This is a genomic window from Geobacillus vulcani PSS1, assembly GCF_000733845.1.
In the GTDB taxonomy this organism is placed as follows: domain Bacteria; phylum Bacillota; class Bacilli; order Bacillales; family Anoxybacillaceae; genus Geobacillus; species Geobacillus vulcani.
Genome location: NZ_JPOI01000001.1, coordinates 2327774 through 2352904 on the forward strand (window position 1 = coordinate 2327774; position 25131 = coordinate 2352904).

Annotated in this window: 26 protein-coding genes and 2 pseudogenes; 21 read left to right on the forward strand and 7 right to left on the reverse strand. The window is 53.4% G+C overall.

All coding sequences use genetic code 11. The features are described 5' to 3' along the window. Window positions 1–78: 78 nt before the first annotated feature. The 5 genes from N685_RS0112635 (at window position 79) to N685_RS0112655 (ending at window position 5383) form a co-directional block, all read left to right on the forward strand. Window positions 79–1077 (forward strand): LacI family DNA-binding transcriptional regulator, encoded by a 999-nt coding sequence (locus N685_RS0112635; RefSeq protein ID WP_031408857.1) that lies wholly within the window; start codon window positions 79–81, stop codon window positions 1075–1077. A 116-nt stretch (window positions 1078–1193) separates the two neighbouring features. Beyond that, window positions 1194–2273, forward strand: coding sequence for a Gfo/Idh/MocA family protein (locus N685_RS0112640; RefSeq protein WP_031408858.1), 1080 nt, complete (start codon window positions 1194–1196; stop codon window positions 2271–2273). Window positions 2274–2392: 119 nt separating this feature from the next. Next, window positions 2393–3142, forward strand: coding sequence for a ThuA domain-containing protein (locus N685_RS0112645; protein ID WP_031408860.1), 750 nt, complete (start codon window positions 2393–2395; stop codon window positions 3140–3142). Beyond that, window positions 3139–4293, forward strand: coding sequence for a Gfo/Idh/MocA family protein (locus N685_RS0112650; protein ID WP_031408862.1), 1155 nt, complete (start codon window positions 3139–3141; stop codon window positions 4291–4293). The genes N685_RS0112645 and N685_RS0112650 overlap by 4 nt, the downstream gene beginning before the upstream one ends. Window positions 4294–4411: 118 nt before the next feature. Continuing rightward, window positions 4412–5383: a sugar phosphate isomerase/epimerase family protein gene (locus N685_RS0112655; RefSeq protein WP_031408864.1), complete on the forward strand. Its 972-nt coding sequence runs from the start codon at window positions 4412–4414 to the stop codon at window positions 5381–5383. Between the two features lie 174 nt (window positions 5384–5557). On the opposite strand, the gene N685_RS0112660 is transcribed toward N685_RS0112655, so the two are convergent. From N685_RS0112660 to N685_RS0112670, 3 genes are all read right to left on the reverse strand, one after another. Further along, complete coding sequence (locus N685_RS0112660; RefSeq protein ID WP_031408866.1) at window positions 5558–6034, reverse strand: CBO0543 family protein; 477 nt, start codon at window positions 6032–6034, stop codon at window positions 5558–5560. Window positions 6035–6181: 147 nt separating this feature from the next. Then, complete coding sequence (locus N685_RS0112665) at window positions 6182–6514, reverse strand: hypothetical protein (protein ID WP_031408868.1); 333 nt, start codon at window positions 6512–6514, stop codon at window positions 6182–6184. A 70-nt stretch (window positions 6515–6584) separates the two neighbouring features. Then, window positions 6585–7043, reverse strand: coding sequence for a CBO0543 family protein (locus N685_RS0112670; protein ID WP_031408870.1), 459 nt, complete (start codon window positions 7041–7043; stop codon window positions 6585–6587). Window positions 7044–7267: 224 nt separating this feature from the next. Here N685_RS0112670 and N685_RS0112675 point away from each other — a divergent pair, with 224 nt between their 5' ends. Both N685_RS0112675 and N685_RS0112680 read left to right on the forward strand, forming a co-directional pair. Further along, window positions 7268–7594, forward strand: coding sequence for a nucleoside triphosphate pyrophosphohydrolase (locus tag N685_RS0112675; RefSeq protein WP_031408872.1), 327 nt, complete (start codon window positions 7268–7270; stop codon window positions 7592–7594). Further along, window positions 7587–10034, forward strand: a complete 2448-nt coding sequence (locus N685_RS0112680) for a DEAD/DEAH box helicase family protein (RefSeq protein ID WP_031408874.1) — start codon at window positions 7587–7589, stop codon at window positions 10032–10034. The genes N685_RS0112675 and N685_RS0112680 overlap by 8 nt, the downstream gene beginning before the upstream one ends. A gap of 148 nt (window positions 10035–10182) precedes the next feature. Here N685_RS0112680 and ade read toward each other — a convergent pair whose 3' ends face one another. Beyond that, window positions 10183–11913 (reverse strand): adenine deaminase, encoded by a 1731-nt coding sequence (gene ade, locus N685_RS0112685; RefSeq protein WP_031408876.1) that lies wholly within the window; start codon window positions 11911–11913, stop codon window positions 10183–10185. Between the two features lie 174 nt (window positions 11914–12087). Here ade and N685_RS0112690 point away from each other — a divergent pair, with 174 nt between their 5' ends. From N685_RS0112690 to N685_RS0112705, 4 genes are read left to right on the forward strand one after another with little or no spacing between them, the layout of a single operon-like run. Continuing rightward, window positions 12088–12717: a YhbD family protein gene (locus N685_RS0112690; RefSeq protein ID WP_031408878.1), complete on the forward strand. Its 630-nt coding sequence runs from the start codon at window positions 12088–12090 to the stop codon at window positions 12715–12717. 3 nt (window positions 12718–12720) lie between these two features. Further along, window positions 12721–13425, forward strand: coding sequence for a polymer-forming cytoskeletal protein (locus N685_RS0112695; RefSeq protein ID WP_031408880.1), 705 nt, complete (start codon window positions 12721–12723; stop codon window positions 13423–13425). A gap of 5 nt (window positions 13426–13430) precedes the next feature. Beyond that, window positions 13431–14153: a polymer-forming cytoskeletal protein gene (locus N685_RS0112700; RefSeq protein WP_031408882.1), complete on the forward strand. Its 723-nt coding sequence runs from the start codon at window positions 13431–13433 to the stop codon at window positions 14151–14153. Between the two features lie 15 nt (window positions 14154–14168). Next, window positions 14169–15680, forward strand: coding sequence for an MDR family MFS transporter (locus N685_RS0112705; protein ID WP_031408884.1), 1512 nt, complete (start codon window positions 14169–14171; stop codon window positions 15678–15680). 113 nt (window positions 15681–15793) lie between these two features. Here the strand turns inward: N685_RS0112705 and N685_RS20080 are convergent. Next, window positions 15794–16011: pseudogene (locus tag N685_RS20080) on the reverse strand (LysE family transporter); the annotation flags it as partial. 367 nt (window positions 16012–16378) lie between these two features. Here N685_RS20080 and N685_RS0112715 point away from each other — a divergent pair. The 9 genes and pseudogenes from N685_RS0112715 (at window position 16379) to N685_RS0112755 (ending at window position 21207) form a co-directional block, all read left to right on the forward strand. After that, window positions 16379–16744, forward strand: a complete 366-nt coding sequence (locus N685_RS0112715) for a YidH family protein (RefSeq protein WP_031408889.1) — start codon at window positions 16379–16381, stop codon at window positions 16742–16744. Between the two features lie 109 nt (window positions 16745–16853). Continuing rightward, window positions 16854–17249, forward strand: a complete 396-nt coding sequence (locus N685_RS0112720) for a rhodanese-like domain-containing protein (RefSeq protein ID WP_237746900.1) — start codon at window positions 16854–16856, stop codon at window positions 17247–17249. Then, complete coding sequence (locus N685_RS0112725) at window positions 17216–17476, forward strand: metal-sensitive transcriptional regulator (protein WP_031408893.1); 261 nt, start codon at window positions 17216–17218, stop codon at window positions 17474–17476. Before N685_RS0112720 ends, N685_RS0112725 begins: the two co-directional genes overlap by 34 nt. A 102-nt stretch (window positions 17477–17578) precedes the next feature. Next, window positions 17579–17806: a sulfurtransferase TusA family protein gene (locus tag N685_RS0112730; RefSeq protein ID WP_031408895.1), complete on the forward strand. Its 228-nt coding sequence runs from the start codon at window positions 17579–17581 to the stop codon at window positions 17804–17806. A gap of 50 nt (window positions 17807–17856) precedes the next feature. Beyond that, window positions 17857–18339: a DsrE/DsrF/DrsH-like family protein gene (locus N685_RS0112735; RefSeq protein WP_013524024.1), complete on the forward strand. Its 483-nt coding sequence runs from the start codon at window positions 17857–17859 to the stop codon at window positions 18337–18339. A gap of 90 nt (window positions 18340–18429) precedes the next feature. Further along, a pseudogene (locus N685_RS19115) lies at window positions 18430–18558 on the forward strand (rhodanese-like domain-containing protein); the annotation flags it as partial. Between the two features lie 36 nt (window positions 18559–18594). After that, the gene (locus tag N685_RS0112745) at window positions 18595–19164 is read left to right on the forward strand and encodes a sulfurtransferase TusA family protein (RefSeq protein WP_031408898.1); all 570 of its coding nucleotides are present in this window, start codon (window positions 18595–18597) and stop codon (window positions 19162–19164) included. 51 nt (window positions 19165–19215) lie between these two features. Continuing rightward, window positions 19216–20352 (forward strand): MBL fold metallo-hydrolase, encoded by a 1137-nt coding sequence (locus N685_RS0112750; RefSeq protein ID WP_031408900.1) that lies wholly within the window; start codon window positions 19216–19218, stop codon window positions 20350–20352. A 72-nt stretch (window positions 20353–20424) separates the two neighbouring features. Further along, window positions 20425–21207 carry a sulfite exporter TauE/SafE family protein gene (locus N685_RS0112755; RefSeq protein ID WP_031408902.1) on the forward strand — a complete coding sequence of 261 codons (783 nt, stop codon included), beginning with the start codon at window positions 20425–20427 and terminating at the stop codon, window positions 21205–21207. Window positions 21208–21533: 326 nt separating this feature from the next. Here N685_RS0112755 and N685_RS0112760 read toward each other — a convergent pair whose 3' ends face one another. Then, window positions 21534–22652, reverse strand: a complete 1119-nt coding sequence (locus N685_RS0112760) for a fatty acid desaturase family protein (RefSeq protein ID WP_031408904.1) — start codon at window positions 22650–22652, stop codon at window positions 21534–21536. A gap of 345 nt (window positions 22653–22997) precedes the next feature. Then, window positions 22998–23411, reverse strand: a complete 414-nt coding sequence (locus tag N685_RS0112770) for an EamA family transporter (protein WP_031408908.1) — start codon at window positions 23409–23411, stop codon at window positions 22998–23000. Between the two features lie 187 nt (window positions 23412–23598). Here N685_RS0112770 and N685_RS0112775 point away from each other — a divergent pair, with 187 nt between their 5' ends. Continuing rightward, window positions 23599–24459, forward strand: a complete 861-nt coding sequence (locus N685_RS0112775; RefSeq protein WP_031408910.1) for a Cof-type HAD-IIB family hydrolase — start codon at window positions 23599–23601, stop codon at window positions 24457–24459. Window positions 24460–25131 lie beyond the last annotated feature (672 nt).

Genomic DNA, 25131 nt, shown 5'->3' on the forward strand with positions numbered 1-25131 from the left:
AAACAATGCTTGACAACCGCCCAGTCTTTTCGATACGATGGTGATGTAATCGATTACATAACTGAGAGGACTGCACCGATGGCAAGCATAAAAGATGTAGCGAAGCGGGCAAACGTATCGACGGCCACCGTGTCGCGCGTGCTGCGCAACGCGAGCAACGTCACTGAAGAGACGAGGCAGCGCGTGCTCGAAGCCATTGAAGAGCTGAACTACCAGCCGAACGTGCTTGGCCGGTATTTGCGGCGGATGGAGACGGAAACGGTGCTTGTCGTTGTGCCCGATATTACGAATCCGTTTTTCTCAAAGGTGTTGCGCGGCATTGAAGCGGTCGCCCTCGAGCATGGCTATCAGGTGCTGCTTGGCGATACGCAAAACGATGCCCGGCTTGAGGAGCAGTATTTGAATTTGCTGCCGCAGCGGCAAGTCGACGGGATGATTTTTTTGACCGCCCGCATCCGCAAAGAGCTGGTGGAAGAGATGGCGCGGCAGTTTCCGATCGTCTTGGCGTGCGAGTATTTGGAAGGGACGGACATCCCGACCGTTTCGATCGATAACATCAGCAGCGCCCGCAAGGCGACAGAACACTTGATCCGCCTTGGCCATCGCCGCATCGCCCACCTATCCGGGCCGATGAACATCATTTTGAGCCGCGATCGGCTGCGCGGCTATCAACAGGCGCTGGCCCAGCATGAGCTTGAGGAGGACGCTGCGCTCGTGCAGGAAGGCGATTTTACCTATGAGTCCGGATATAATGTAACGTTGAAGCTGCTCGCTCTTGAGAAGCCGCCGACCGCGATTTTCGCCGCCAACGATGAGATGGCGATCGGGGCGATCAAAGCGGTTCGCCATCGCGGCGGGCGCGTTCCGGACGATGTGGCGGTCGTCGGATTTGACGACATTCAAATGGCCTCGATTTTTGAACCGAGCCTCACGACAATCGCCCAGCCGATGTTTGAGATCGGCCAAAAAGCGATGGAGCTGTTGCTTCAATTGATTGAAGGAAATGACGTGGAACGCCGCCAGTTTGTGTTGCCTGATCAGCTCGTTATCCGCGAATCGTGCGGGGGGAAGCGCTAAGCGCCATGGAGGCGCTTCTTCCCAGCGGCGGGGCAAGGAATCATTTTTTGTCGCTTGATGTAATCGATTACATTGGGCGGCAATCGCAGATCAAATCGACGCAAGGGGGAAGAATGATGAAAAACAACCGTCCAATCCGCCTTGGCTTGATTGGAGCCGGAGGGATTTCCAACGAACACATCAAGGCGGCGCTAAAGCTTTCGGAGCGCACCGTTTTGCAAGCGATTTGCGACGTCAATGAACAAGCAGCCGCGGAAAAAGCGAAAACGTACGGCATTCGCGATGTGTACAGCGACTACAAAGAGTTGCTCGCCTCGCCGGACGTCGATGCGGTCATCATCACGGTGCCGAACTTTTTGCACGCCCGAGTGTCGGTCGACAGCTTGCGGGCCGGAAAACACGTGCTTTGCGAAAAGCCGATGGTGACCAAAGCGGAAGAGGCGGACGCCATCATCCGCGCTCGCGATGAATCGGGCAAGCAGTTTATGGTAGCGCTGAACAACCGGTTCCGCCAAGCGGCGCAATGGCTTCATGAGCGAATCCAATCCGGCGCGTTCGGCGAGATTTATTACGCGAAAACAGGCTGGGTGCGCCGCCGCGGCATTCCCGCATGGGGGGCATGGTTTTTTGACCGTGAGCGCTCCGGGGGCGGCCCGCTCATCGATTTGGGCGTCCATATGCTCGATGTCACGCTCTGGCTGCTCGGGAATCCGAACCCGGTTGCCGTGACCGGGAAAACGTACGCCAAATTCGGTCCGCGCCATCAAGGAGCATGGCCGGGGACATCGTTTGCGCCGAACGCTGCGTATACGGTCGAAGATTTTGCTTCCGCGTTCATCCAGCTCGAAAACGACGCGACGGTGCTCCTTGAGACGAGCTGGGCGTCGCACATTGAAGAAGAGCGGGCGTATGTCGAGTTTCTCGGCACGGAAGGCGGCGTGCGTTGGGAGTGGAATGTGGCCGGCAACCGCCAAGAAGTGAAATGGTTCCGCAATGAATACGGCGTCCCGGCTGATGTCACGCTCCATTTTGACGATCAAAGCGAACGGGTGGCGCTACTTGACCATTTCTTGACGAGCATCGCCGAGAACACACCGCCGCTTTGCACCGCTGAACAAGGGCTTACGATCGCCAAAGTGTTGGAAGCGATTTACGAATCGTCTGAACAAGGTCGGCAAGTCCGCCTCGAATGGTGAGAAACGCTCCATGAATCGCGCTGGAGTCCCAACGAGTCGCGAACATGGAGAAACATTCCAAAAAAACACTCCGCCTAGCCGCGTACAGGCAGGCTGAAAAAACAAGGGGGAGCGAACGGATGACCACACCGATCCGCGTCGTCGTTTGGAACGAATTTCGCCATGAAAAAAAAGATGAACAAGTCAAAGCGATTTATCCGGAAGGGATGCATGCCGTTATCGCGAGCTACCTGGCTGAAGCCGGGTTTGACACGGCGACCGCTGTGCTCGACGAACCGGAGCACGGCTTGACCGACGAAGTGCTCGACCGGTGCGACGTCCTCATCTGGTGGGGGCATATCGCCCATGATGAAGTGAAAGATGAAGTGGTCGAACGCGTCCACCGCCGCGTGCTCGAAGGAATGGGGCTCATTGTCCTTCATTCCGGCCACTTCTCGAAAATTTTCAAAAAGCTGATGGGGACGACATGCAATTTGAAATGGCGCGAAGCCGATGAAAAAGAACGTCTCTGGGTCGTCGCCCCGGGCCACCCGATCGTCGAAGGGATCGGGCCGTACATCGAGCTCGACCAGGAAGAAATGTACGGCGAGTTTTTCGACATTCCGGAGCCGGACGAAACGATTTTCATCAGCTGGTTTGAAGGCGGGGAAGTGTTCCGCAGCGGCTGCACGTTCACGCGCGGGAAGGGGAAAATTTTCTACTTCCGTCCTGGCCATGAAACGTACCCGACGTACCATCACCCGGACGTGCTGAAAGTGATCGCCAACGCCGTCCGCTGGGCCGCGCCGGTCAACCGCGGGGAAATCGTCTTCGGCAACGTCAAGCCGCTGGAACCGATCAAAGCGAAACAAGGGGGAGTGACGCCGTGAAACCGATCAATGTCGGCATCATCGGCACCGGCTTTTCCGCTTCATCCCATATCGAGGCGCTCCGCCGCTTGCCGTTGGTGAACATTGTCGCCATCGCCTCAAGCAGCCAAGAAAAAGCGGAAGAAGCCGCGCGCCGGTTCGGGATTCCGAAAGCATACGGCGACTACCGAGCGCTGATTAATGACCCGGACGTGGAAGCGGTCCATAACTGCACGCGCAACGTCTTGCATTTTCCGATCAACAAGGCCGTGCTGGAGGCGGGGAAACATTTGTTGTCGGAAAAGCCGCTCGCCATGGACAGCGAGCAGTCGGCCGAACTGAAACAACTGGCGGAAAAAAGCCCGGGGCTGAGCGCTGTCTGCTTCAACTACCGCCACTACCCGCTCGTTGCTGAGGCGAAAGAGCGGCTCGCCCGCGAAGCGAAGCGCGTTCATTTCGTCTATGGCGGCTATGTGCAAGACTGGCTGCTTTATGACACCGACTACAACTGGCGGCTTGACCCGGCGCAAAACGGCCCGTCGCGCGCCATCGCCGACATCGGCTCGCACTGGTGCGACACAGTGCAATACGTGCTCGGCAAACGCATCGTCGAAGTGTTCGCCGATTTGCGCACCGTCCATCCGGTTCGCTACAAGCCGAAACAGGAAGGAAGCACGTTCACATCCGGACGCGCTCAAGACGCTGAACCGGTCCAGATTGATACGGAGGACGGCGGCAGCGTGCTTGTCCATTTTGACGACGGCACCCACGGCGCATTCACGATTTCCCAAGTGAGCGCCGGCCGGAAAAACCGGCTGTATTTTGAAATCGCCGCCGATGCCATGACGCTCGCTTGGGACCAAGAGCACCCGAACCGCCTTTGGGTCGGGCGCCGCAACGGCCCGAACGAAGAAGTCGTCCGCGACCCGGCGCTTTTGTCGCCGCGCGCCGCCTCGCTCGCCCATTACCCGGGCGGCCATGAAGAAGGCTGGCCGGACGGGCTGAAAAACTTGTTCTTGGACTTTTACAGCGCCATCAGCCAGAAACAGCGCGGCGAGGCGCTCGGCGAGCTGCCGTTTGCGACGATCGCCGACGGCCATCATACGATGACGATCGTTGACGCCATTTTGGAAAGCCACCGGACGAAACGATGGGTGCGGGTGGCGGAATAAACGGCGTCAGTTTGGCCGCCGCCAGCAAGGGCGCGAACGGCGCGCCAAAACGAAATGAAACGTTGGGGCCGGCCGCCGACTGACCGGCCCTACACCGCGAGAAGGGGGAGAAAAACAAATGAAAGTAGGCGTATTTACCGTCTTGTACCAACAGTTGCCGTTTGAAGACATGCTCGACAAAGTGGCCGCGATGGGCATTGAAGCCGTCGAGCTTGGCACCGGCAATTACCCAGGCAGCGCCCATTGCGATCCGGATGCCCTGTTAGATCAGCCGGACAAAATCAAGGCGTTGAAAAAAGCGGTTCACGACCGCGGACTTATCATCAGCGCGCTCAGCTGCCACGGCAACCCGCTTCATCCGGACAAAGCGTTTGCGAAACAATCGCATGACACGTGGCGGAAAACGGTCAAGCTCGCTGAGCAGCTCGAAGTCCCGGTCATCAACGCCTTCTCCGGCTGCCCGGGCGACCATCCCGGCGCCAAATATCCGAACTGGGTCACGTGCTCCTGGCCGCCGGATTATCTGGAAATTTTAAAGTGGCAATGGGACGAAGTCGTCATCCCGTACTGGCGCGAAGAAGCGGCGTTCGCCAAGGAGCACGGCATCACGCAAATCGCCTTTGAAATGCATCCGGGCTTTGTCGTCTACAACCCGGAAACGCTCCTCAAACTGCGCGAGCACGTCGGCGAAGCGATCGGCGCCAACTTCGATCCGAGCCACCTGCTTTGGCAAGGCATCGACCCGGTTGAAGCGATCAAACTGCTCGGCCGCGAAAAAGCGATTTTCCACGTCCATGCGAAAGATACGTACTTGGACGAAGCGAACATCCGCAAAAACGGCGTGCTGGATACGAAGCATTACAGCCAAATTCTCGACCGCTCGTGGGTGTTCCGCACCGTCGGCTACGGGCAAAGCGAAAAACGGTGGCGCGACATCGTCAGCGCCTTGCGCGCCGTCGGCTATGACTATGTACTCTCCATTGAACACGAAGACATGCTCGCCTCGATCGACGAAGGGCTGTCCAAAGCGGTGGCGCTCCTCAAACACGTGCTGTTCAAAGAAGAACTGCCCGAGATGTGGTGGGCATAAAAAGAAGGCGGCAAGGAGCAGGGCTCTTTGCCGCCTGTGTGCTTGCTTCGACATCTGCTGCCAAGAGGACCTCGCGCTGTCGCCATAGGGGCTTTATGCGGACATTCGTCCGGCCGCCAACGGCTTTTTGCGGAAAACAAAAATGGGCTTGGGTGCTTTTAGAAAGAAAAACGGTCATGAACGACAGCGGACAGACTCTTCCCAGCGGTTGATCAGCTTCATCAGGATTCGAACGAAAAACGATAGGAGAAAGATCGTGACAAACGAATGCATCCATGTCCACGTATGATATCGAATCAAATTTGTATGCCTTTCATAAAGAACCTCCACGAATGTCAAAGCAGCTGTATACAAGACGCATTGCCCGACAATGCCGAAAATGCTTGAATGGTATGATGTTCGATAAAAATACACGCACATGACTGGGTAGAGAACATATTCAAACAAGATGCTGGTGTCGAAGTATTGCCCCAAAAACCTCACCGGATAATCGAGCAAGTGCTTTTCGACCACAATCACACCGAAGAAGGTGGAAAAATAAGCTTTCAATAAAAACACGAGAATCACGTCTTTAATGGGTGGTTTGCGCAAACTGAAAGCCAGTAGGATGAGCCCTAGAGCCAACAACGCCCATAAATGGATTCGATCCATGTCTTCACCCTCTCCTGTTAGGGCACTCTGTTGCCCAGTCTATGCGGTCAATAAGGATAGCATAGTTTAGTTCGCTGGGAGGAATCAGGCATGTGTGCCAGCGCGTCTGTCAGCTGTTCATGTAGGATGGCTCGGGGGCAACCGCTTTTACATAGCGCGCGCTGTCTGGCTGCGGATGCGCCCCTTCAGCAGCAGAAGCTGATGACCATCCACCGTCAAATCAATCATCGCCCCGTTCAATATGTCTTCGCCTGATTTTCGCCCGTCCGCCTGCAAATACTTCACTCGATACCATTTTCGTCCATATTCAAAATACAGATACTGTCCACGCTGGAAGTCGATCCAAAACTTCACCCGCTCGCCGTTTACAGTCTTCCATACATATCCCCACGCCCGGTCTTGGCGGATTGGCGCCATTTTCGGGCGCGCGGAATTGATGGCTTCGTAATACAGGCGGTGTTTGATGTCAAACAGCACCATCCCGTTCGCCTCCTTTATGGACAACTATACTATATGTATAGCGCGAACTAGGAGAAATAGACATGCCAACTCACCCGTTTTCTTGAAGCAGCCGTCCGGCAAGCAGGCGAACCGCGAGCGTTAAAAGGAACATGGCCACGAAGGAGTGCACCCATGTCCAGCCATGGTACTCAATCAAATCCGTATATCGTTCAAATACTACTTCTAATGCCGTCATCGCCGCCGCATACCCCGCACATTGGGCCACCACGCCCAACCCGCGTGAACGCCTTGATGTCGCATACACGTATACGCTAACGACCGGATAGAGAAGATATTCAAAAATGACACTGTTGCCCGTATAAGCCGCAAAAAAACGGATCGGATACTCGAGCAGCCCGGCCCCCGCCGTGACCGTGCCCAAAAAACTCGTCGCATACGCATTGAGCAGAAAGGAGATCGACACCTCTCGCAACGACAACAAGCGGAAACTAAGCAAAAGCAATCCGATGCCGATCGCCACGAGCAGCCAAAGCAGCAGCCATTCCATACAAACCTCCAAGCACGAATCGTGTCGATTTTTCTTAGTATGGCACGGGGGAGGGGGGAGTATGTGAAGTTTTTGGCTTAATTATATTTGTAACGATTGATAACGGTTTTATTTAGGCAGAAACAATATTCCTTAGGAAAAGGGGCCTTCTGCTTGTTCTTTCTATGAAAAAAAGGCGAGATTTTGTAAAATAATCGTATAGTCTCGTAGATGGAGGAATGGATATGCCGATATACAATAAACTCGTTCGCGACCGCATTCCGGCCATTATCGAACAAGCCGGAAAAACGTTCACTACTCGCATACTCGACGCGGAAGAATATAGGAAAGAACTACAGAAGAAAGCGTTTGAAGAGCTTGAGGAGTATGTTCAGTCAGCGACCGACGAGGCCGCCCTCGAAGAGCTTGCGGATGTGTTGGAAATTATTCATGCCTTAGCCGCATGTCATGGCGCTTCGATCGAACAAGTGGAACAAATCCGGGCGAAAAAAGCAGAAGAGCGCGGCGGCTTCCGTGAAAAAATTTTTTTGGTCGAGGTTCATGATGAGTAAAGTCGAGTTGATTTCCCGGCGGCTCATTGACAAGCTGCAGGAACAGATAAGCCGCTCGTCGACAATATACATACTGACATCGTTTGCCATGAAATCTGGAGTCCGCCTTTTGAAAGACAGTCTAGAGGCGGCTGCGCGACGGGGTGCAGACATCAAAATTTGTGTTGGGGATTATTTGTTTGTCACCCAGCCGGAAGCGTTGCGTGAACTGATTTCGATTCATCCCGACATCGAAGTGCGCCTGTTTAGAAGTGATGGGATTTCGTTTCATCCGAAGGCTTACTTGTTTGAAGATAGCGAACAAGGCTACTTTGTCATCGGGTCTTCTAATTTATCCCGTTCGGCTCTCACAGACGGCATCGAGTGGAATGTGGGGCTGGATAAAAGTGTTGATGAAGATGTATTTGCCGAAGCGATGGAGCAGTTTTTAAAGCTGTTTTACGCTCTGGAAACGGTGCCGGTCAACGCCGAAACAATCGCAGACTATGAAAAACAGTATCAAGATAATCACCAACGCCATCCTAACCTATCTCGTACATGGGCTGAGGCAGAGGAAATCGAGTTGATGCTTCCGACGGAAACGGAAAAGAAGCAGGAGGTGGAAACGGCAGACAAGGTCGATGTTGTTCATGAGACGGCTACTCCATATGGAACGATCCAGCCGCGCTTTGCCCAAGTTGAGGCGTTGGAGCGGTTGGAAGCTGCGTATGAAGAAGGATACGATAAAGCGATGGTTGTCATGGCGACCGGGCTTGGGAAAACGTATTTGGCCGCTTTTTTTGCCCGCCGTTTTTCGCGAGTGCTGTTCATCGCCCACCGCGAGGAAATTCTTCGCCAGGCAAAACAGTCGTTCGAACGTGTGATCCCGGATCGAACGGCGGGTATATACGACGGCAATCAAAAAGACGGAAATGCGGATATGGTGTTTGCCTCGATCTTTACGCTGAGCATGAAAAAACATTTGTTTTCGTTTCGTCCTGACTCATTTGACTTAATTATTGTGGACGAGTTCCACCATGCGGCGGCCCGCTCGTACGAACGCGTCCTTCGTTATTTTCAGCCGAAATTTTTGCTTGGCATCACCGCCACTCCAGATCGGAACGACAATAAAGATGTGTACGCGATTTGCGATGGAAACGTTGCCTACCGGATTGACTTTATTGAAGCAGTGCAGCGCGGTTGGCTTGCGCCGTTTCACTATTATGGCGTGTATGATGACACCGATTATTCGCAAATCAAATGGCTCGGCAACCGCTATGATGAGGAAGAGCTGCTTCAAGCGCAGCTTCGCGAGGAGATGGCGGAGAACATTTTGCGAGCGTGGGAGCAGTATAAGAAAACAAGAACACTCGTCTTTTGTTCATCGATTCGGCAAGCCGATTTTCTGTCCCGATATTTCCAACGCCATGGCTACCGGACGATCAGCCTTCATTCGAAGCAGACGGCCATTTCGCGCAAGCAGGCCATTGCCATGTTGGAGCGCCGTGAACTGGACGCTATCTTCACCGTCGATTTGTTCAATGAAGGGGTCGATATTCCTTCTGTCGATACCCTTTTGTTCGTGCGGCCGACGGAATCGCTGACCGTCTTCACCCAGCAAGTCGGGCGCGGGCTGCGGCTGTATGAAGGCAAGGACTACTGCGTCATTATTGATTTAATCGGAAACTACCGCAATGCCGATGTCAAGCTGCGCCTGTTTGATGCACAGCGGGGCGAAACGAAGAAAAAAGCGAGGGAATCCGTTGTGCCAACGGTTCCGGAACCATGCGAACTGCATCTTGATGTCCAGGCCATCCATCTTCTCGAGGAGATGCAGAAAAAACGCCAACCGCGCAAAGAACGGCTGCTGGCCGATTACAGACAGCTCAAGCAGGAGTTGGGCAGACGACCAACGTATTTAGAATTGCATCTCCAAGGCCGAAGTGAAGCGGACGAGTACAAACAAGAGTTCAACTCTTATGTCGGTTTTTTATATTGGGCCGGGGAGCTGTCGGATTTGGAGAAGGAAGTGTTTCTCAAGCATGAACCGTGGCTTGTTGAGGTTGAGCGGACGGTAATGTCGAAAAGTTATAAAATGGTTGTCTTAAAAGCCATGCTCGAGCGTGGGCCTTCGGGCTGGCATGAGCCCATCACTCCGCAACAAGCGGCACCGTTCTTTCACCAGTATTTAACAGAAAAAGAATACCGGAAGCGCATCGATTTTTCCGATGGGGAAACGAAATGCCTTTGGGAGTACGACGAGGAAAAAGTGAGCAAATTGATTGCTCGCATGCCGATGACGAAATGGAGCGGCAGCTCAAAGGGGCTGATTTCTTTTGTAAACAATGTGTTTGCGCTCCAATTTTCCATCGCCCATGAACATGAAGAAATGTTGTACAATTGGACGAAAGAAATTTGTGAGTATCGGTTGCATGTGTATTTTGAGAGGAAAAGTGGATAGATGGACAAGTCATCAACTACATGTGTTCACAAGCCGTATAACGTGAATGTCGATGCTGCACATCGCAGTGAAAAGGGTGTCTCGTCGCTTTGGGAGACACCCTCTTCGCTTATAGCGAGACTAGGCTCGTATATGTGGAGTCCATCCGTTATGCTTCGACCGGGATAAACTCCCAACGTTTAACGTCAAATAGTCCTTGATCGGTCAGCTTGAGCTCGGGAATGACCGGCAAGGCGAGAAATGACAGGGTGATGAACGGATTGAAAGAGCCGTCTGCGCCGATTGCTTTAAGTGCTTGGTCAATCTGTTTCAATTCGTTTAGCACCTCGGTATAGTCTTTTCCAGTCATCAATCCGCCGATTTCAAGCGGCAGGCTGGCGAGCACCGTTCCATTTTTGACGACGGCAAGTCCGCCTTGTTGTTGGCGGAGCTGTTCGATGGCGATGACGAGGTCACCGTCGTTTGTTCCGGCGGCGATGATGTGGTGCGAATCGTGTGCGATCGAAGAGGCAATGGCGCCTGCTTGGAAGCCGAAGCCACGGACGATGCCAAGGCCGATGCCAAGCCCGCGATGGCGTTCGACGACCACAAGCTTCAACAAATCCCGTTCGACCGAAGGGGAAAAGGCTCCGTCCTGGACATCGACTTCGGTGATGCGATGATTCGTGTGCAAGTGGTTCGGGATGATCTCCATGACATGGGCGTTGTTTCCTTTCCGCATCGGAATGCGAAGATCAGCTTCGGTGACCGGTTGGCAACGGATTGATTGCCGTAATTCCGATTGGACGCGGCAAGCTGACGATTCAGAGTGGAAGGTGGTTCGGCCGTGTTCGGCGACGAGTCTGCCGGATTTGAATACATGGGTGATATTCAGTGTTTCCAAATCTTCCAACAGCAGAAAATCGGCATCGTATCCGGGGGCGACCGCGCCTTTGGTCGACAACCGGTAGCACTCGGCGGCATTTAACGTAGCCATTTGGATGGCCAGAAGCGGATCGAGCCCAGCGCGAATGGCCAGCCGCACGTTATGGTCGACGCTCCCTTCGAACCATAAGTCGTCCAGATGTTTGTCATCCGTGCAAAACAGAAAGCGGCGCGCGTTATGCTCAGTGACGGCGGGAAGAAGTTTGTCAAGATCTTTGGCGACTGAACCTTGGCGAATGAGCACGTACATGCCGCGGCGAATGCGTTCTAACGCTTCGTCGGCGGTGACGCATTCATGATCCGTATGGATGCAGGCGCTACGGTAGACGTTGATGGCATCGGCATCCAGACCGGCCAAGTGGCCGTCGATGAGACGGTTGGAGTTGGCCGCGAGCGCCAGTTTGTCAAGCATGGACGGGTGTTGTTCCCTTAATGACGGATAGTCCATCACTTCCGCCAAGCCGAGAACGCGCTCATCGTTGAAAAACGGTGCTAGGTCCGCAGCTGACAAGACGGCGCCGGCATGTTCAAAGGAAGCGGCCGGCACGCACGATGGCAACATGATATATACATCAAGCGGCGTCCGCTTGGCGTCGTCGAGCATAAATTGAATGCCGTGGACGCCGGCGACGTTCGCGATTTCGTGCGGGTCGGCGATCACCGTAGTGACCCCATGCGGCAGAACGACGCGGGCGAATTCGCTCGGGGGCACCATCGACGATTCGATATGCACGTGTCCGTCAATCAGTCCAGGACAAATATAGCGTCCTTTGGCGTCCATCGTTTCTTTGCCTTCATAGCGGCCGATGCCGACGATCGTCCCTTCGGCAATGGCGAGGTCCCCTTCGACGATTTCGCGTGTAAACACGTTGACGATTTTTCCGTTTTTGATGACGAGATCGGCTTTCGTTTGTTTTGCGGCAGCGGCGATTTTCTTCTGCAACGTTGAATGCATGTTTCTCTTTCTCCTCTCTTCATAATGTGAATCGCGATGCCAGTGGAAATTGGCTTCATTGTACTGAGCTAGACGGCAGGTTGTCAATCGCCTTGTCTCATTTTTTGACATATGCCCCTTTACAACGTAACAATGTTATGTTACATTTATGGTTGTGAGGGAGGTGAGCTGCTCATGGAACAGGAATTGATTTCGAAAAAAGAACTGCTTGAGCTGACCGGCATTTCATACGGCCAGCTGTATCGCTGGAAGCGGAAAAAGCTGATTCCGGAAGAATGGTTTATTCGCAAATCGACATTCACTGGGCAGGAGACGTTTTTTCCGAGAGAAAAAATCTTGGCTCGCATTGAGAAAATCAAGGAGCTGAAGGATGAGCGGTCTCTCGATGAGTTGGCGGCGATGTTTGCGCCTGATCCGGCGACGGTCGTCATGACGAAAGAAGAAATCGTAAAACGTCACATTGTTTCGGACGTCGTGTTGCAATTATTGAACAACCAGTTGAGCGATCGAAACGACGTTTCGTTTGTGCAGCTTCTTTCTCTTTATCTTGTTGATCGGCTGCTTCTTTCCGGCGAGATTAGCATGGAAGAGGGAAAAAACATATGGAAGATGTTTGAGAGCCATTATCCAAAACTGCAAGGAAAATCATGTGAGCTGATCGTTCTTCGCAAAATGGGGATGGCGACTTGCTTTTTGGCGGAAGGGGCAGTCAACTTGTACATCGAAGAAGGAGCAAAGCTCGCAGCGCGGCTGCATGTGCCGGCATGTATTGAAGAGTTAAAGCTGAAGCTTTCGGAGGGATGAGAAATGGAGCGGCGTGATTTGGTCATTGCCGGAACGGGGCATGCGTCCGGCGGGCTGTACAGCTTGGTGAAATTATCGGGGAATGGAAAGCTGTATGGCGATCTCGATTGCTTGGAGATGCAAGTGCAAGGAAATGCGACCGTCGAAGGAAGCGTGAAAGCCAACAACGTTCATATTGCCGGGAAAGGCCATGTGACAGGTGGGATGGAGTGCGAGTGGATGAAAGTGAGCGGGAGTGTGAAAATTGGAGAACATGTGCAATGCCAGGAGGCGACGGTTCGCGGCCACGGCTTGGTGAAAGGCTCATGCACGGCGGAGACGATCCGTGTCCATGGCGAGCTCGACGTTGGCGGTGACTGTTCGGCCGAGCGGATGGAGGTCGAAGGGCATTTCTCCGTTGGCGGGCTGTTGAACGCAGGCTATATCGAAGTAAAGCTGTTTGGTCCGAGCCGCGCTACGGAGATCGGCGGGGAAACGATTATGGTAAAGAGGCAAGGAGGTTCGCTGTTCAAAAAATGGTTTTTTCCAGCGGAGTTGACCGCCGATGTGATCGAAGGGGATGTCATTCATCTCGAACATACTACGGCGAAAACGGTGCGCGGCAACCGCGTGACGATCGGGCGGGGATGTCACATCGAGCGGGTCGAGTACCGAGAAGCATTGGAATGTGATGAAGAGGCGAAAATCGGAATCATAGAGAAAGGGTGAGAACGATGGCGGCGAGAAATTTGACCATTAACGGATCGGCGTTTTCGGGCGGCGGCACGTTCCATCACGTGACGGTCCGCGGCGATGCGACGATTCGCGGCGATGTCGAATGCGACCGCTGCAAAGTGTTTGGCTCGGCAGACATGAAAGGAGCGCTCACCGCCCGCCAGCTTCGCCTGTTTGGCCAAGCGAACATCGACGGTCCTGTGCGTATGGAGAAAATGGATGTGTTCGGGGAAGCAGACATTCGCGGCCATGCCCATCTGCAGCATCTTCAGCTGCGCGGGATGGTGCAGGTGGAGGGGAACGTGGAAGCGCATGCGATTCGCGGCTATGGCGAGCTGTCGGTGTCGGGAAGCTGCGAGGCGGAAAAGGTCGCGTTGACCGGCGTCGTGCGAGTCGGACAGACGCTGAATGCCGAACAGGTGGAATTGTCGCTCTATTTTGCCGACAGTTCGGTCAAGGAAATTGGCGGCCGGACGATTTCCGTCAAGCGAAACAAAACGTGGAACGCCATTCACTGGCTGACGCGTTTTTCTTCCTTATCCGCCACGTTGGAGGCGGACACGATTGAAGGCGATGAGATTTATTTGGAATATACGAAAGCCGCGATCGTCCGAGGAGAGCGGGTGACGATCGGCCCAGGCTGTGAGATCGGGCTTGTTGAATATCAGATGGCGTTTGCCCAAGACGAACATGCCATGGTGAAAGAAAAAAGACAGAGGTAGAGGGAGAGGGAACGGATGAGGAATAAGGAAACGAAAACGGGATTGGTCGTGGTCGCGCTGTTGCTCGGCATTTTTGTCGCCTCGATGGACAATACGATTGTGGCAACAGCGATGGCGACGATTGTCGCCGATTTGGGCGGGCTCAAGCAGTTTGTTTGGGTGACGTCGGCGTATATGGTGGCCGAGATGGCGGGGATGCCGATTTTTGGGAAATTGTCCGACATGTACGGACGGAAGCGATTTTTCTTATTTGGCATCATCGTGTTTTTAATTGGGTCGGTGTTGTGCGGCATGGCGCAAACGATCGTGCAGCTCAGCATTTTCCGCGCCATTCAAGGCATCGGTGGCGGGGCGCTCGTGCCGATCGCGTTTACGATTATGTTTGACATTTTCCCGCCGGAGAAGCGCGGGAAGATGGGCGGGCTGTTTGGCGCGGTGTTTGGCTTGTCCAGCATTTTCGGCCCGCTGCTTGGCGCGTATATCACCGATTATCTCAACTGGCGCTGGGTGTTTTACATTAACATTCCGCTTGGGATTGTCGCGTTTTTCTTGCTTTGGATCTACTACCGCGAGTCGCCGAAGCATGCGAAGCAAAGCATTGACTGGCTTGGCGTGATGACGCTTGTTCCGGCGATCGTCTGCCTGATGTTTGCGCTGGAGCTTGGCGGCCAGAAGTACGCGTGGGACTCGGCCGTGATCATCGGGTTGTTTTCGGCGTTTGCCTTGCTCTTTCTCGTGTTTTTGTATGTAGAAACGAAAGCACAAGAGCCAATCGTATCTTACCATATGTTTCGCGAGCGCCTGTTTGCGTCAACGACGTTGGTCGCCTTTTTCTCCGGCGCGACGTTTGTTGTCGCCACCGTGTACATCCCGATTTTTATCCAAGGGGTGACGGGCGGTTCGGCGACGAATTCCGGATTGATTTTGTTGCCGATGATGCTTTCGACGACGGTATCAGCCCAACTCGGCGGCTTTTTGGCCGGGAAAACGAGCTACCGCAACGTGATGTTCGGGTTTATGTTGCTGTTTACCGCTGGGATCGGGCTGCTTGGCACGATTGATGAGCATACCACGCGGCTTACGGTGACGTTGTACATGATTATTGTTGGGTTAGGGGTCGGAGCATCGTTTTCGGTGCTCGGCATGGCGGCGATCCACCATTTTTCTGAAGCGGAACGGGGAGCGGCCAGCTCAACGAACTCGTTTGTCCGGTCGCTCGGCATGACGGTCGGCATTACCGTGTTTGGCATCATTCAGCGCAACTTGTTCACCGATCAATTGGCCGAGCAGTTTCGCGGCATGGCGCAAGGGGCGCCTGGAGCGAATATGCACGATCCGCGCGCGATGTTGTCGCCGGAAGCGCGGGCGCACATCCCGGCCCCTGTGCTCGACCGTTTGACCGAAGCGCTCGCCTCGTCGATTGCCGATACGTTTTTATGGGCGCTCATCCCCGCGGCGCTGACGATCGTTTGTGTGCTGTTGATGTCCAACGATCGGCTCGCTGCGCCAATGAGGATGAAAGAGTAAGAGATGGAGAAAGGGTGTCTCAAACGATGCGAGACACCCTTTTCATCTATACGCCTGGAAGGAATGCGGCTTTTGCTCTTTTGGATGCGAAACAGAGGCCAGTGTCTGGCGGGGACAGCGCCAATGTACTTGAGCAGCGAAAACAGCAGCGCGGATTTCATAATCATCGCCGAAATCCCAAGGGCGGCCGCCAACGCATGGATCGACAAGGCGCAACAAACGCCGAGCGTGGTTTTCATCCCGCCTTTTTCCCTATGGAAATGGTGTTTTTCGTCACAATCGCCGTATCCGGACCAGGCAAAACGATGAGAAAAGCGGATAAGAATAACATAAGGAAGGAAAGATGAATCAACGCGAATCGCCGCCTTTCCAAACAGGCTGCGGTCAGAATCGTCTCACAACAATGATTATATCGTCAGATCGTTTTTGTGCTGGGACGTGGAAAATGCCGCTTTTCCCTCCGCAAACGGTTTGGGCAAGACCATTGACAACCTATTGAATCGCTAGTTAATATACCTATAGGGGTAGCTGTGTGCGAAAAACGCTGTTTCAGTTGCCCCTAGATTGTAAAGCATGTTGGATGTCAAAGCCATCCATCTGGGTGAACTCGCTTATTCCGCCAGCTGATGGATGGGGGAAGGTGAGGATTCGTTGGCCGATCAGGCGGCAGAAAGGCAAGAAGGCGGGGGAGAAAAGAGATGAAGGAGGAAAAACAACCGACAGAGGATTCCAAATATATTCAGCAACATTTGGCGAACGAGCGGACGTTTCTCGCCTGGATTCGCACGTCGATCGCGGTGGTCGGGATCGCGTTTTTGGTCATCCATTTGCATGAAAAGTCAACGAGCAGTGCATTGTCTACGGCGATTGTCCAATGGATCGGAGCGTTGGCGGTCGTGATTTCGATCTGCACCATTATTTTTTCTACCGTCAGTTATGCGATAAAGGCAAAACAAATTAATGAACAGACATTCCGACCGTCACGGCCCTTAATCTGGTTTTTAGCGTCTTTGTTGCTGTTGATTACGGGGTTGTTCGGTTACTATTTTTTGAGCTTGCTTTAGCAACGACACTGTATGGGGAACAAAGGTTTTGGAAATAGATGTTTGTTGGACATATACCATGCGGGGCATATCATCGCCTTGCATAGGTGAAGAAGAGGAGGGTGAGCTGTTGATCGGGGGCAGTTTGTTGCTGATTTTTCTGATTGTGTTCGTCGTGGCGCTGTATCGACGCTACGGTTCGGTAAAAGGTGTTTTGTGTCTTCCGGTCGATCAAGTGCCGAACCGCTTGCTTATTGTCGATTTGCGTGATTATAATGAAGTCAATGACCGGATGTGTCGGCACGCACTGCATATTCCCGTTGCCTATATCAAACGGCAGCTGCCGTCCATTCCGCGGCAGCCATTGCATGTGATCGCTCAAGATGCGGTCGAAAAAAATATCGGCATTCGGTTGCTGCGCCGTTACGGTTATGAGGTGAAAAGCTACTCAATCGCGGCTTGTGATTGTCAAGAAAGGGGGCGAACGAGCCGGTGGAATATAACAAAGAAATCAAAAACCGCTTAAAACGGATTGAAGGACAAATTAAAGGCATCCTTGGCATGATGGAACAAGGCAAAGACTGCAAGAGCGTCGTTTCCCAGCTGTCGGCGGCGCGCAATGCCATTGACCGCGCCATTGCGGTGATCGTCAGCACCAATTTGGAACATTGTCTGCGGGAAAGCATGGAAAAAGGAGAAAGCACAGACCATCTTGTCAAAGAAGCAGTGGAGTTGCTTGTGAAAAGCCGTTAATACGTTGCTCAACAAAAAGTGTTGACAACGTTCTTTTTCTCATGGTAATATACCCATAGGGGTAATGGTAATAAAATTTCTGGTGTGAAGGAGGTCATCATCATGAACGTCGCAAAAGTATTGGATGCAAAAGGATTGGCTTGCCCGATGCCGGTGGTGAGGGCGAAAAAAGCGATAGACGAATTGCAATCAGGTCAAGTGCTCGAGGTGCACACGACCGATAAAGGGGCGAAAAACGACTTGCCTGCATGGGCGAAAGCGAGCGGCCATACGGTGCTTGATGTGAAAGAAGACAATGGTGTGTTGATGTTCTGGATTCAAAAAGGATAATTTTCACCTTTTTATATACCCACACAGGTATAAGGAGAGGAGGTAGCAAGATGACACAGCCGAAGAAAAAGACAACGATCATTTTGTTCAGCGGCGACTATGATAAGGCGATGGCGGCTTACATCATCGCCAACGGCGCTGCGGCTTATGATCATGACGTGACGATTTTCCACACGTTTTGGGGGCTGAATGCCTTGCGGAAAGAGGCGCCCGTTCCGGTGCAAAAAGGGTTTCTTGAAAAGATGTTCGCCAAAATGATGCCGCGCGGCGCCGACCGCATGGGACTGTCGCGCATGAATTTTGCCGGCATCGGCCCGAAGCTGATCAAAAAGGTGATCAAAAAGCATAACGCCATGCCGCTTCCGCAGTTGATCGAGATGGCGAAAGAACAGGGTGTGAAGCTTGTCGCCTGTCAAATGACGGTCGATTTGCTTGGACTGAAGCCGGAAGAATTGATTGACGGCATTGAGTTTGCGGGGGTGGCTGCCTATTTGGCCGATGCTTCGGAAGGAAATGTGAACTTATTTATTTAAAATGAGGGAATGGTATGTCGCAAACCATCATCAACATCATTTTGTTTCTTTTGCCTGCTTCGTTGCTCGCCGGCCGCTTCATTCTGCCGAAAAGAATATATTCTTGTCTGCCGTTCCGGCGGACGGAGCGGCCGCGCGGCGGAGTTTCTTGACAGCCGCGGTTGCCGCGTCGTCAACATGACAGGCGGCATGTTGGCCTGGGAAGGGCCGATCGAATAAACCGGTCGAATAAACCATCAAGGAGGGAATTTGTCAATGATTAAAGTCGATATGACGGTAGACGCGAAAGGACTGTCCTGTCCGATGCCGATTGTCCGCACGAAAAAGGCCATCGGTGAGCTGCAGCCAGGCCAAGTGCTGGAAGTGCAAGCGACGGACAAGGGCTCCAAAGCCGATATTAAAGCATGGGCGGAAAGCACAGGGCATCAATATGTAGGAACGATTGAAGAAAATGGGGTTTTGAAACATTATATCCGCAAGTCAGCGGAACATGAAACACGCAAAGAAACGACATTCCCTCATGTCGTATCGAATGAACAACTGCAAGAAAAACTTCACGATCCGGATTCGTTTGTCTTGGATGTCCGCGAACCGGCGGAGTATGCGTTTGGCCATATTCCGGGTGCGGTCTCGATTCCACTTGGGGAGCTCGAGAATCGGATGGCTGAGCTTCCGAAAGACAAAACGATTTACGTCGTGTGCCGCACAGGGACGCGGAGCGATTTGGCCGCGCAAAAGCTGGCCGAAAACGGATTTGACCGTGTGCGCAACGTTGTTCCAGGCATGTCGCAATGGAACGGGCCGCTTGATTCCGCTCAATCGTAATAGAGCGGCCTTTTTCAACAATCAAATATACATCAGGGGGTATATGATAAGATGGTGAAAGAAATGACCGTACAACAAATGACGGAAAAGGTGTTAAACAAAGCATCGTTGTTCATCTTGGATGTTCGCAATGAAAGTGATTTTCGCGATTGGAAAATCGAAGGGGAAAACTTCGCGTATTTGAACGTGCCGTATTTCGAATTGATTGACGGCGTGGATTCGATTGTCGACCGTCTTCCGAAAGACCAAGACATCGTCGTCGTGTGTGCGAAGGGCGGATCGGCGGCGTTTGTCGCTGAGCAGCTGGCAGAAGCCGGGTTTGACAACGTGTATACGCTCGCCGGCGGGATGCAGGCGTGGAGCGAGCATCTCCATCAAGCGAAGGTATACGAAGATGATCAATTGAAAATTTACCAATTCATCCGCGTCGGCAAAGGATGCCTGTCGTATATGGTCATCTCAGGAAGCGAAGCGCTTGTCGTCGATCCATTGCGGTTTGTCGATGTGTATGAACAAGTGGCCAAACAAGAAGGGGTAACGATCACGCATATCGTGGATTCGCACTTGCATGCCGATCATTTGTCCGGCGGCAAAGCGCTGGCTGAACGAACGGGAGCAGCGTACTACTTGATGAAAAGCGAAGGGGCGGTATTCGATTTCGAGCCGCTTGAGCAACATGAAACGATCGACTTTGAAAACGTTCATCTTGAAGTGCTGGCGGTGAAAACGCCAGGGCATACGCCAGGCAGCGTCTCGTTCTTCGTCAACGGCAAATGGCTGTTCTCGGGTGACACCATCTTTGTCGGTGGTCTCGGACGCCCGGATCTTGGCGGCAAAGTGGCCGAATGGGCGGAAGATTTGTATCACACCGTATATGAAAAAGTGGCAGCCATGGCTGATGATGTCATCGTTTTGCCGGCGCACTACGCGAACTTAGACGAAGAAATCAACGCCGAGGGGTATGTCGGCGATACGCTAGGCCGCATCCGCGCCCGCAATGAGATGATGCAAAACAAACCGAAAGACGAATTCATCGATCTCGTCATCCAAAGCGCCAAAACGGAAACCCCGCCGAACTTCGAAGACATTGTCGCCATCAACCGCGGTCTCAAAACGGTGGATATCGAAACACAACGAGAGCTTGAGATCGGCCCGAACCGCTGCGCGCTGCATCATACTCATGCCTAAAGAAGCGGCACAGATTAGCAAGGGACGGGGGCGTGCCCCGTCCTTTTTGAAAACAAAAGGGAGGGATGGTCAATGGATGTTTCGCTCGCATTTCTCATTGTCATCTTTTTAATCGGTTTTGTCGGTTCGTTTATTTCTGGGATGGTGGGGATCGGTGGATCGATTATTAAATATCCGATGCTGTTATACCTCCCGCCGTTGTTTGGGCTGGCGGCGTTCAGCGCCCATGAAGTGTCCGGCATTAGTGCCGTGCAAGTGTTTTTCGCCACGATCGGCGGTGTGTGGGCGTATCGAAAAAGCGGCTATTTGAACAAATCGCTCATTCTCTATATGGGCGTAAGTATTCTTGTCGGCAGTTTCGTCGGCGGCTATGGTTCGAAGTTGATGAGCGAGGGAACGATTAACGTTGTTTACGGCATCTTGGCCGCGTTGGCGGCGATCATGATGTTTGTGCCGAAAAAAGGGATCGATGACATCCCGCTTGATCAAGTGACGTTCAACAAATGGCTGGCGGCCGCTTTGGCGTTTCTGATCGGCGTCGGGTCCGGCATCGTCGGGGCGGCGGGGGCGTTTTTGCTTGTGCCCGTCATGCTCGTTGTCTTGAAAATTCCGACGCGCATGACGATCGCCACGTCGTTGGCCGTTACATTCATTTCCTCGATCGGCTCGACGTTCGGGAAAATCGCCACCGGCCAAGTCGATTACATCCCAGCGCTCATCATGGTCATCGCGAGCTTGCTTGCCTCACCGCTCGGGGCGAAAGCCGGACAAAAGATGAATACGAAAGTGCTGCAAGTGATCTTGGCGGTATTGATTTTGGCGACAGCGGTGAAAATTTGGGTGGATATTTTATGAGTGGATCGATAGACGACGAAAAATGATATGTGTGAAGGCGAAAACGGATCATGTTTCGCCCGGCAAACGAACTCGTTTATGACCGGCTGCGTGATGTGAGCAAGCGGGAAAAAGGAAGGAGGAGGTTCACAAAGCGGTGAGCCCCCTCTTGTTCACTGCCTATCTGTATCCGCTCCACCAAGAAAACGTGTCTCTCGGCCGCATGTCGCGGTCGTTTCGCCCTGTTGCAGATCGGCTTGCGCCCGCCAGCGCTTTCCCCTGCGGCGGATGCAGCGGCATCGGGCGCTGATGATTCCGGGAATGACACTTCGTTTGGTGAGCGTTTTTTATGCCTTGCCCGCTCCGGACGCGTTTTTCCATTTTGCCTTCCGGGTCGCCGGCGATGCTTCGGTGTCTTCTTCCCGCCTGCGGGGCGCGATCTCATCGGGATCGAGTCCGTTGCCAAGCGTGCCGTACACATGACCTTGCTTCGGTTCGATGAGCTCATTGTGCTCGTAGTAGACGCGCGGCGTTTTCCAAAGCGCGGCCAGCGCTTTGGTCATCGGCATCTCGTGGTAGCGGTCCGGCCACATCCGTTTGATCTGCTCTTTCACGAGCGGATAGTATTTTGAGCTCATCGCCGGAAAAAGATGATGTTCGGTATGATACGAGAAATGGAAGTGGAGAACATCCACCCACTTCGGCACGGTGACCGACAAGCTGTTCGCCAACGGGTCGTTGACCGGCACCAATGGATTGAGGCGGTGGTTGGTCGAAATGTAGCCCATGACGATCATGTTGGCGACAAGCAGCGGAAGCAAAAAGGCGAACAGCCACTTTTCCCAGCCGATCAGCCATAACAACCCGATCCAGGTCGTCCACGGCAAGAGAAATTGACATAGGACAACGATGCGATTTTTCCAGCGGAAGTCTTGCCAAAACGAAACGAGCATCCGAATCGAGTGGACGGTAAACATCACTGACAAGGAGGCAAACGCGAAACTAGCGCGAACTGGGAATGGAATCCGGTAAACCCAGCGAAGCAGGCGGCTTTTCGCCAATTGTTCCATGCTTGGCCAGGCGTCAGGGTCTTTTTCTTCATGTTGGGTATGCACATGGTGGGTGGCGTTATGCCATTTTCGCCATAGCTTCGGCCCGGTGCAGAGCGGCCAAAAGGCGAGCGCCCCGAGAAGATCGCGCAGCCACGGCGTTTTGACGACCGTGCCGTGCAAAATTTCATGGCCTAAAAATCCTAGCGCCGCAAAACTGAAACCGAGCACAATGGAAATGAGGAGGTTCCATACAGGATGGAAGTCGAAAAGGGACACAGCGAGGATGCCGCCAGTGACCACCAGCAAATAAGCCAAACCTCCCAACAGACGGGATCTCACAGGCTGAAACGCTTTTTTCGGCAAATGCGGGGAAATTTTCGCCGCATACCAGCCGAACGGGTGAAAATCATTCATTCAAAAATCTCCTTCCACATCACTCTTCGCTCGATGTGCCGCGCGATCATGCAAGCGCGGGTTCATCGCCGCGACCATTCATTGAATGAAGGTGATCAAATGCCGAGTGGCTTTTCATCATAGTGAAGACCATCATATCATCTTTTCCCTCGTCCTGTCTATAAAAAAGCGAAAAAATTGTGGCGCGTGCCAGGCAGAGAGAGGGAATGATGCGTGGCGCCGTCAAACGGCGGGCTCGTTCGCGGAGCTCGGGAGGGGGCGGAGAGGAGGGCTAGGGCGCATCGTTCCCCTGATGGCCGGCTGGCAGCCGAGAGGGAAGACAAGGCGCCCGCTGAGACGGACGGGCTACAACATCATCAGCAACGTCCCCGCGGTGATGAGCAGCACCCCGATCACGACCTTCGCGGAGAGCGGTTCACCGAGAAACATCGCCGCAAACAAAATCGTCAGCACCAAGCTCGATTTGTCAATGGCCGAAACGCGGGACACATCACCGATTTGGATCGCTTTGTAAAAACAAAGCCACGACAATCCGGTCGCCGCCCCGGACAAACATAAAAACCACCAGCTCTTGGGAGAGATCGATTTGATGCCATGGTGGGCGCCGGTCAACCACACGATGGCCCAGGCGAGCACAAGCACGACCGCAGTGCGAATGGCGGTCGCCAAGTGAGAATTGACGTTTTCAATCCCGATTTTCGCCAGCACCGACGTCAGCGCCGCAAACACCGCCGCCAACAAGGCGTAAACGATCCACATGGGCATCCCTTCGCTTTCATTGAGAATTTTTTTCATCTATTATACTATGAAAAGCGGGAAGATTTCACGTTTTTGCCATCGTTTTGTTATAATAGGGGAGCGCCTATGAGGACGGCTCTAGTGGAAAGCGAGCTGCTGGTTTACGGGCCGCGGTGTGGAGAACAGCGAAAGAGAGAGGGATGGATCTATGCTTATTGCCTTAGATATGGATGGAACGCTGTTGAACGGGGAGGGAAAAATCAGCGAACCAAATCGGCAAGCGATCGCAGCCGCACAAGCGCAAGGCCATATCGTAGCCGTCGTCACCGGCCGGGCGCGCAAAGACGCACTCGCCCCGCTTCGCGAGGTGGGGCTCGTCTGCCCGATCGCCAGCTTAAACGGGGCGATCGTCACGCTCGAAGACGGCACTGTCATCAGCGAGGCGCCGCTTGAGCGGGCGACGGTCCGCCCAGTGCTTGAGTGGGTGCGCGAACAGGCGGACTTGTATTGTGAGACGTACACGGGCGATGCGGTCTATGTCGGCTTGCATAACCGCGCTCAGTGGGAAGCGCTCGCTTCGGAGATGGCTGAGGCGGCGCCAGAGGTGAAATGGCTCGTGAACAAACAGTTCCAGCAGGCGCGGGTGACGTACGTCGACGACATCCGCACCGTGTGGGACGACCCGGCGCGGGTGATGTATAAGCTGCTGATTTTCGCCCTTGACCGCAAGCGGCTTCTTGATGCGGCGTCCCGTTTCGCCCCGCTCCCCGGCGTCACGGTCACCTCGTCGCATCCGCACAACATTGAGATGAACAACGAACGGGCGACGAAAGGGGAGGCGCTTAAGCAACTCGCCGCCCATTACGGCATCGATATGCGCGATACGGTCGTCTTTGGCGACAGCCATAACGACTTGTCGATGTTTGAGGTGGCGGGCTGCCGCGTCGCCATGGCCAACGCCGCCCCCGAATTGAAAGCGAATAGTGATTTCGTCACCCTCTCCCATGAGGAAGACGGCGTGGCGGTGGGGCTTGAGCGGGTATTGGCGCGGCAGGGAACAAGCCGATGACCTTCCTCAGCTGCACACCCCAAAACACCCGCAAAAACGGCAGGGGGGTGTGCAAGCCTCTTTTTCTTTCGATTCACGAAATATAGTATTGATAGATCAACAGTTTGAACGTTTGACAGATTCGGTCAGCTGTACAAGTTGACATAACCACTTTTTATGTTTTGCAGGGGTGTGAGGGGTGTGCAAAATGGCCTCTTGCCGCCTTAGAAGGCTGGTGAAAAACAGCGATCGCCCCTAGCTGACGTCGGATGACGTGAAACGAGAAGCTGATGTCGCAAAGTTTCTCAATTTGAGAAACAAGGCGGTGAAGCAACCTGTTCCTTTTGTCACCATCCTTTTAGAGAATCAATGGTAAAATAAAGGTGCTGTTGAAAGTAGTGGGCCTCGCGGAGAGGATTGAAACAGGTTTACGTTGCTTTTCCTGACCTCGCTTGGTTTCACGTTGAAAGAATTGGTCCTTGCGGAGAGGATCTAAATCGGCCATCCCGCCGTGGTTGCTTGGAAAAGGATGGGGCATTTTTCGGCGGCTTGGTCTATGGAAACACCTAGGAAGGGCGATGTTGCCGTTTTCCTGGGTGTTTTTTGTTTGGAGGGAATGAACATGCGGGGGATGAAAGTGAGAAAAAGTCTGTCTTGTCTTGCGGAAGAAAGCCGGTTTATGATTGGAGAGAG

Coding starts and splice junctions, on each gene's coding strand:
- N685_RS0112635 (WP_031408857.1), top strand. CDS start 79: ATGGCAAGCATAAAAGATGTAGCGAAGCGGGCAAACGTATCGACGGCC.
- N685_RS0112640 (WP_031408858.1), top strand. CDS start 1,194: ATGAAAAACAACCGTCCAATCCGCCTTGGCTTGATTGGAGCCGGAGGG.
- N685_RS0112645 (WP_031408860.1), top strand. CDS start 2,393: ATGACCACACCGATCCGCGTCGTCGTTTGGAACGAATTTCGCCATGAA.
- N685_RS0112655 (WP_031408864.1), top strand. CDS start 4,412: ATGAAAGTAGGCGTATTTACCGTCTTGTACCAACAGTTGCCGTTTGAA.
- N685_RS0112660 (WP_031408866.1), bottom strand. CDS start 6,034: ATGGATCGAATCCATTTATGGGCGTTGTTGGCTCTAGGGCTCATCCTA.
- N685_RS0112665 (WP_031408868.1), bottom strand. CDS start 6,514: ATGGTGCTGTTTGACATCAAACACCGCCTGTATTACGAAGCCATCAAT.
- N685_RS0112670 (WP_031408870.1), bottom strand. CDS start 7,043: ATGGAATGGCTGCTGCTTTGGCTGCTCGTGGCGATCGGCATCGGATTG.
- N685_RS0112675 (WP_031408872.1), top strand. CDS start 7,268: ATGCCGATATACAATAAACTCGTTCGCGACCGCATTCCGGCCATTATC.
- N685_RS0112680 (WP_031408874.1), top strand. CDS start 7,587: ATGAGTAAAGTCGAGTTGATTTCCCGGCGGCTCATTGACAAGCTGCAG.
- ade (WP_031408876.1), bottom strand. CDS start 11,913: ATGCATTCAACGTTGCAGAAGAAAATCGCCGCTGCCGCAAAACAAACG.
- N685_RS0112690 (WP_031408878.1), top strand. CDS start 12,088: ATGGAACAGGAATTGATTTCGAAAAAAGAACTGCTTGAGCTGACCGGC.
- N685_RS0112695 (WP_031408880.1), top strand. CDS start 12,721: ATGGAGCGGCGTGATTTGGTCATTGCCGGAACGGGGCATGCGTCCGGC.
- N685_RS0112700 (WP_031408882.1), top strand. CDS start 13,431: ATGGCGGCGAGAAATTTGACCATTAACGGATCGGCGTTTTCGGGCGGC.
- N685_RS0112705 (WP_031408884.1), top strand. CDS start 14,169: ATGAGGAATAAGGAAACGAAAACGGGATTGGTCGTGGTCGCGCTGTTG.
- N685_RS0112715 (WP_031408889.1), top strand. CDS start 16,379: ATGAAGGAGGAAAAACAACCGACAGAGGATTCCAAATATATTCAGCAA.
- N685_RS0112730 (WP_031408895.1), top strand. CDS start 17,579: ATGAACGTCGCAAAAGTATTGGATGCAAAAGGATTGGCTTGCCCGATG.
- N685_RS0112735 (WP_013524024.1), top strand. CDS start 17,857: ATGACACAGCCGAAGAAAAAGACAACGATCATTTTGTTCAGCGGCGAC.
- N685_RS0112745 (WP_031408898.1), top strand. CDS start 18,595: ATGATTAAAGTCGATATGACGGTAGACGCGAAAGGACTGTCCTGTCCG.
- N685_RS0112750 (WP_031408900.1), top strand. CDS start 19,216: ATGGTGAAAGAAATGACCGTACAACAAATGACGGAAAAGGTGTTAAAC.
- N685_RS0112755 (WP_031408902.1), top strand. CDS start 20,425: ATGGATGTTTCGCTCGCATTTCTCATTGTCATCTTTTTAATCGGTTTT.
- N685_RS0112760 (WP_031408904.1), bottom strand. CDS start 22,652: ATGAATGATTTTCACCCGTTCGGCTGGTATGCGGCGAAAATTTCCCCG.
- N685_RS0112770 (WP_031408908.1), bottom strand. CDS start 23,411: ATGTGGATCGTTTACGCCTTGTTGGCGGCGGTGTTTGCGGCGCTGACG.
- N685_RS0112775 (WP_031408910.1), top strand. CDS start 23,599: ATGCTTATTGCCTTAGATATGGATGGAACGCTGTTGAACGGGGAGGGA.